The 3,924-nt window shown below is 67.7% G+C and carries 4 protein-coding genes; 3 read left to right on the forward strand and 1 reads right to left on the reverse strand.

Going from position 1 to position 3,924, the window contains the following annotated elements; all coding sequences use genetic code 11:
- On the reverse strand, positions 1–1,071 hold a 1,071-nt coding region (locus VF794_RS17280; RefSeq protein WP_331111773.1), incomplete at its 3' end, for an APC family permease.
- 204 nt (positions 1,072–1,275) lie between these two features.
- Between VF794_RS17280 and VF794_RS17285 the strand changes: the two genes are divergently transcribed.
- The 3 genes from VF794_RS17285 to VF794_RS17295 all read left to right on the forward strand — a co-directional run.
- Positions 1,276–1,701, forward strand: coding sequence for a hypothetical protein (locus VF794_RS17285; protein ID WP_331111767.1), 426 nt, complete (start codon positions 1,276–1,278; stop codon positions 1,699–1,701).
- A gap of 205 nt (positions 1,702–1,906) precedes the next feature.
- Complete coding sequence (locus tag VF794_RS17290) at positions 1,907–2,986, forward strand: SGNH/GDSL hydrolase family protein (protein ID WP_331111769.1); 1,080 nt, start codon at positions 1,907–1,909, stop codon at positions 2,984–2,986.
- A gap of 159 nt (positions 2,987–3,145) precedes the next feature.
- On the forward strand, positions 3,146–3,924 hold a 779-nt coding region (locus VF794_RS17295; RefSeq protein ID WP_331111771.1), incomplete at its 3' end, for a hypothetical protein.

The raw sequence follows: 3,924 nt of genomic DNA on the forward strand, positions 1-3,924 counted from the left end.
GTTCACCACCACGAAGGCCCCCAGCAGCAGCAGGGAGGTGGCGTCGGCGAGCTGGCGGATGTCCCCCGTCAGCGCGAGGGCCAGGACGAGCACCAGCAGCACGAGGATGGCCACGTGCGGCGTACGGCGGACGGGGTGCACCCTGCCCAGCCGCGCCGGGAGCAGCCCCTGGCGGGACATGCCGTACAGCAACCGAGAGCCCATGACGAAGTTGAGCAGGGCCGTGTTGGCGACCGCGAAGATGCTGATGGCCGTGAAGAGGATGGGCGGGAAGGACGGGGCGGCCTTGCGCACCACGTCCACCAGCGCCGCCTTCGATTGGCCCAGCTCGCGATAGGGCAACACCGACACGGCGGTGATCGCCACCAGGATGTAGAGCGTCGTGGCGATCACCAGGGCCAGCAGCAACCCCAGCGGCAGCGTCGTGCGCGGATGCTTCACCTCCTCGGAGACGTTGAGGATGTCCTCGAAGCCGATGAACGAGAAGAACGTCAGCACCGCCCCCTGGAGCAACAGGCCCGCGGAGATGCCAGCCGCCACGTCCCCCGAGCTCGTCGGTGGTGTCTCGAGGTAGTTCACCGAGCCCCAGGAGCCCACCCCCACGGCGATGACAATCAAGAGCCCGGAGAGCTCGACCGTCGTGCAGAGGATGTTCATCCACGTGCTCTCGCGCATGCCCCGGAAGACGACGAGCGTCAGCAGCCCCAGGAAGACGATGACCAGCACCTCGGTGGGCCACCGCACGCCCAGGCTCTGCACGTAGCCGGCGATGACGCGAGAGCCAGTGGCCATCGACGTCAGGCCGGAGGCCGCCACGCCCAGGCCGATGAGATACGAGACGAAGGGTGCCCGGAACGCGCGCTGGGCTACATAGGGCGCGCCCGCCGCGCGGGGATAGCGGGAGCCGATGTTGGCGTAGCTCAGCCCCGTCAACAGGGCGACGAGCATGGCCATGACGAACGCCAGCCAGACGGCGTTGCCCATGAGGCCCGCGGCCTTGCCCATCAGGCCGTAGATGCCAGCCCCGAGCATGTCCCCCACCCCGTAGACCGTCAGCGCCCCGAGACCCATGGTCCGCACCAGGGTGGGTTCCGAGGAGGAGGAGGAAGGAGTGTCTTCGTCATGCGCCATGGCCCTGGACTTAACTCACGGCCCCCTCCCGTCACGACCCGCTCCCGGTGGCTCCTGCCCGCAAGCCGCCACCAGTGGACGTTGCGGACGATATCCGGCTGGACCCGGCGGCGGCCCGTCGTGAAGGACTGGCATCATGGAGACATGAGGAAGGTGCTCTGGCTCGTCGGCTACCTCTGGGCATTCCCGGTGACGGCGCTGGGTCTGCTGCCCGCCCTGCTCTTCGCGCGTCTCGACTCGGTGGACGCGGAATACATCCTCCACTTCGTCGTCCAGCCGGGGACGCCGCTCGCGTGGTACGTGCGACGCTTCAACATCGCCGGCTTCACCCTCGGGACGGTGGTGACGTACTCCGGGGAGGAGGGCCCAAGGCAGGTGCGTCTGGTGCGCCATGAGCGCGCACACGTCGTGCAGACGCTCGTCCTGGGACCGCTGTTCCTGCCCTTGTACGGCCTCGCCTCGCTCTGGCAGTTCGTGCGCGGTCGCCACCCCTACCACGACAACTGGTTCGAGGTCCGGGCGCGCGCCGCGGAAACCCCGGGCTATCGCACCCTGCGCCTCGTGCGCTAGCCGGCGCCACGACGCTGCCGTCGGCGCACCGCGTCGTATGCCTTCATGACGCAATGCATTGTCGAGCCGCTCCGGGAAAGTACGGCTGTCATCAGTTGTGGAATCAGCATTATCTGGAATCAGAATTTTCTGTTATACCCGTGAAGCCGGCCAACCAGCCGAGCCCTGCTTCACTCTGTATTCCCGACCTTTCCAGGAGACGTTCATGTTCTCTCGCACCAACGGGCAGGGGCTGTCCCTTGCCGTCGCCCTCACCGCCAGCCTCGTGATGGGTGGCACCGCCGCCGCCAGCACCATCAACCAGAACACGTCGTGGACGATTGACCGCGCGAACACGACCGCGAAGTACCGCGTCGTGGCCTACGGCGACTCCATCTTCGCGGGCTACATGGGCGATCTGTGGAGCGTGGCCAAGCGCGCGGCGCCGTATGTCGAGGGCGAGTACCTGACCAAGGACTTCAACGCCGACATGGAGGTCATCCGCCGCACCAAGTCGGGCGCCCGGGCCGACGACATCTACAACAACAAGATCGTCTACGAGCGCTCGTACATGCAGGCGACCAACACCCGCGTGGTGATGTTCGAGATGTGCGGCAACGACTACCTCCAGGCGCGCTCGGCCTTCACGGACCAGACGGGCACCTGCAGCTATGCCGGCCTGGACACGGCGCTGGCCAACTGCACCACGTACATGGAGAAGGCCATGCAGGCCATCAACACGTACGCGACGACGGCCAAGGCCAAGATCATCATGAACGTGTACTACCCGGGCTATAACGCGGACAACGTGCTCACCAACTGCACGGACTCGGCCACGGGAACCAAGGTGAACAAGCAGAGCAAGTTCCTGCCCTACCTGGCCAAGAGCAACTGGCGGGCCTGCAGCCTGGCGGCGAAGTACGGCTTCCAGTGCGCCGACTCGTTCGCCGACTACATGGGCGCGGACTACGACTCCAACGGTGACGGCCAGATCGACAGCGCCGCCCTGCGCTACATCCCTGGCGAGACGGAGGCCAGCTACGTCACCCGCATCACCTCGACGCTGCGCTCGACCATCCGCGACGGAAACACGCACTTCGCCAACTCGAGCACCAGCTTCGACTACATCCAGTCGGACAACACCCACCCGACCTACTACGGTGGCACCGTGGGCACCGGCTCGGGCACGAGCACGCCGACCTTCACGGACTCGCAGATTCTGAGCGGCAAGAACCCCGAGTGGAACAAGACGGGCCACGAGCGCGCGGGCTGGCTGATGTCCACGATGGACCCGACCACGCCGTAGTCGTCGAAGGAAGCACCCAGGCAGGGGCCCACTCCCCTGCCTGAACTCCTCCTCCCCCTCCCTCCGGGAGAGGGTTGGAGTGAGGGTCTCGCGGGGATGGAGCCCCGAGGCACGGATGATAGGGTGCGCGCCCACGGCGGTAGGACGCCGCGCCCCCCGATGCCCTCCTCCCCCACGCTGGCCTCGCCCCCGCATTCATTCGTCCCCCTGTTGCTCGCGGGCCATGCGCTGCTGGGCTTCGCGTTGGCGCGGACGCGGGGGCACTACAAGAACCCCTTCGTCTTCGTGGTCGCCGCGGCGCTGGTGCTCTGGCTCGTGGCGTTGGTGAGGTCGCGCCAGGCCGGGGCGGAAGCGGTGCACGCCCCGACGCGCGCCTGGGCCTGGGGGGTGGCCGGATTCTTCACCGTCTACAACCTCATCCTCGAGCCGGGCACCAACCTGCGGGCGGAGACCGACCCGCGTCCCTTCACGCTCTTGAGCGGGGTAGCGGTGCTGCTCGTGGGGAGCTGTCTCGCGCCCGCGTCGTCGGCCTCGCGCCTGTCCCGACTGCTGCGCGGCGCGCGCACGGTGGGGTTCTTCGTCCTCCCATTCGCGCTCGGGCTCCAGCTCTTCGCCGCGTCGCCCTCGCCACCCATCGATGTCTGGGAAATCCACCAGCAGGGGGCTCGGGCCCTCCTGAGTGGCCTGCCCGTCTACGGCGGGGCCATGCACACCCTCGATTCGCACACCTTCGCGCGGACGATCGACGCCTACGCCTACCCGCCGCTCAACCTCCTGCTCACCACGACGGCGTATGCCCTCACCGGGGAGACGCGGCATGCGCAGCTCGTCTGCGTGGTGCTGGGAGCCCTCCTCTTCTGGCGGGCCGCGCGACGCCGGGTGGAGCCAGGAGACCCCCTCCCCGAGCTGCTCGTGGCCTGCCTCGTCTTCCACCCGAG

It is taken from the genome of Archangium sp. (assembly GCF_036389735.1).
Taxonomy (GTDB): domain Bacteria; phylum Myxococcota; class Myxococcia; order Myxococcales; family Myxococcaceae; genus Archangium.

Coding starts and splice junctions, on each gene's coding strand:
- VF794_RS17290 (WP_331111769.1), top strand. CDS start 1,907: ATGTTCTCTCGCACCAACGGGCAGGGGCTGTCCCTTGCCGTCGCCCTC.
- VF794_RS17285 (WP_331111767.1), top strand. CDS start 1,276: ATGAGGAAGGTGCTCTGGCTCGTCGGCTACCTCTGGGCATTCCCGGTG.